Source organism: Pseudomonas antarctica (assembly GCF_900624995.1).
GTDB lineage: Bacteria > Pseudomonadota > Gammaproteobacteria > Pseudomonadales > Pseudomonadaceae > Aquipseudomonas > Aquipseudomonas antarctica.
Map to the genome: position 1 here is coordinate 1 of NZ_UYXQ01000252.1, position 1,216 is coordinate 1,216.

The following is a 1,216-nucleotide window of genomic DNA, read 5'->3' on the forward strand; positions in this document are numbered from 1 at the left end:
GAAACCGCCGCCGACGAGGCGATTGAAGCCTCGATCGAGAGTGGCGCCGAACAGTCGATCTGCGACCGCCATTTCAAGGCAGCGTTGAAAGACGTGCGTGCTACCACCTTGGAGTGGCTGACCACGGCGCGCAACTACGCGCGCTATGCCAATGAAGGCAATCAATATGACGAGGTGTTGGCCTTCCTCGACAAACACGGGAAGGGTCGCTGATGGCGCAGTACGGTGGTTATCGCATCGAAGATGAACCGCGCCCGGGCGCCTTGGCCAAGTGGGCGGTTTCACCGCTCTGGCCATTGCTGGGCCTGATGCTGGGCGGTGCCTGGCTCGGCTTGCCATGGTTTGTGTTCAACTCGATTGCCGTGGGCAGCCCGACACGCGTGCGTGAGTGGGTCCTGGCCGGCGTGGCGTTGGTGGGCAGCGTGGTGATCGGGTTCGGCTTGCTGCAATTGGTAGGCTTTGGCTACATCCAGAGCCAGGCCGAGATCCAATATGCCTTGCTGGTGCTGGTGGTGTGGAAATTGAGCATTGGTTACCTGTTGTATATGCAACAGAACGCGACCATCGAGATTTACCAGTACTACGGCGGTGTCCTCAACCGCTTTGGTCTTCCCTTGGCGCTAATTGGTGGCTTTGTGCTCAAGGGCATGGTCGTCAAATGGGTGCCCAGCACCCTTTGGTATCTGGTGATGAGCTGATGAATACCGATTACTTGCTGCAATTGGCCTATCAACGCCTACAGGCTGACCACAATGACGGCGCCATCGATGCGTTGCGCCAGTTGCTGGCCAGCGATCCGCATTCGGCTGAAGCCCATGCGTTATTGGCGATCTGTTTGATGAACATGCGGCGGGTGCACGCGGCCAAGCGTGAAGTGCAGCTGGCCCTGGCGGCCGATGCACAGATGCCGTTGGCCCACTACGCGGCGGCCCAGGTGGCGATTGCCCTGCGCAAATTCAGCCTGGCCCAGGAACACCTGACCCAACTGCTGGATATGGAACCGCTCAACCCCGTCAATTACCGCTGCCTGGCCGAACTGTATCAATTGACCGGCCGCCTGGCGCAGAGCCGCGAACCACTGGAAAAAGCCCTGGAGCTGGGCCCCGACGACGCCTCCAATCTGGTTGCCATGGCGCAGTTTCATCGTGCCAGCGGCCATTGGGACCAGGCGCATCAATTCGCGCGCCAGGCGTTGCAGGCCGATCCGAGTAATGCG

At 60.1% G+C, this 1,216-nt stretch carries 2 protein-coding genes and 1 pseudogene; all 3 read left to right on the forward strand.

What is annotated here, in order from left to right; translation table 11 throughout:
• Window positions 1-213 (forward strand): annotated as a pseudogene (locus tag E0F99_RS29850) (ATP-binding protein); the annotation flags it as partial.
• On the forward strand, window positions 213-698 hold the full coding sequence (locus E0F99_RS29855) for a hypothetical protein (protein ID WP_083358700.1): 486 nt from the start codon (window positions 213-215) through the stop codon (window positions 696-698). The pseudogene E0F99_RS29850 and the gene E0F99_RS29855, both read left to right, overlap by 1 nt.
• Window positions 698-1,216 (forward strand): tetratricopeptide repeat protein (locus E0F99_RS29860; RefSeq protein WP_130909138.1); only part of this gene is annotated, 519 nt, incomplete at its 3' end. The genes E0F99_RS29855 and E0F99_RS29860, both read left to right, overlap by 1 nt.